This is a genomic window from Crenalkalicoccus roseus (genome assembly GCF_004761865.1).
Taxonomy (GTDB): domain Bacteria; phylum Pseudomonadota; class Alphaproteobacteria; order Acetobacterales; family Acetobacteraceae; genus Crenalkalicoccus; species Crenalkalicoccus roseus.
This window is the reverse complement of the sequence record NZ_SJDM01000113.1, coordinates 1-753: the sequence shown is the minus strand read 5'-3', so window position 1 is coordinate 753 and position 753 is coordinate 1. Positions and strand designations below refer to the sequence as shown.

Annotated in this window: 1 pseudogene; it reads right to left on the bottom strand. The window is 80.5% G+C overall.

The features are described 5' to 3' along the window. Positions 1-22: 22 nt before the first annotated feature. Positions 23-753, bottom strand: a pseudogene (locus ET526_RS21120) (DNA mismatch repair endonuclease MutL); the annotation flags it as partial.

Here is a 753-nt window from a genome sequence, read left to right as displayed (position 1 = left end):
AGCGTTCAGGCGCTAACAGGGCCTAGCGCCGTCCGAACAGCCGCTCCAGCTCCGCCCGGCCGAGGCGGAGGAAGGTGGGGCGGCCATGGCTGCAGGTGGCGGCGCGGGGCGTCGCCTCCATCTGCCGGAGCAGCGCCTCCATCTCCGCCGGCGTCAGCCGCCGCCCGGCGCGCACCGAACCGTGGCAGGCGAGCCGCGCCAGCGCGGCGTCCAGTCGCCGCTCCAGCGCCACCGTCTCGCCCCAGGCGGCGAGCTCCTCGGCGAGGTCGCGCAGGAGCGGCGCCGGATCGGCGGGGCCGAGCAGGGCAGGCAGGGCGCGCACCAGCACCGCGCCGGGGCCGAAGCCCTCCACCTCCAGCCCGAGCCGGGCCAGCGCCGCGGCGTGCTCCAGCAGCAGCGCCGCCTGCGCCGCCGGCAGCTCGACCACGGCGGGCAGCAGCAGGGCCTGCGCGCGCACGCCGCCCCCCATGAGCTGGGCGCGCAGCGCCTCGTGCGTCAGGCGCTCATGCGCGGCGTGCTGGTCCACGAGCACCAGCGCCCCGTCCGGCGCCTCGGCCAGGATGTAGGTGTCGAGAAGCTGCGCCAGGGCGCGGCCGAGCGGGGGCTCCTCCCCGGCCGGCGGGGCGGGCGGCGGCGGGGCGAAGCCGAGGGGCAGCGGCGCCGGGGCCGGGGCGGGTGCCGCCTCCGTCCCGGAGAGGGCGAGCTGCAGCTCCGCCATGCCCGCCGCCGCGGCGGGCGCCGGCAGCGGCGCGG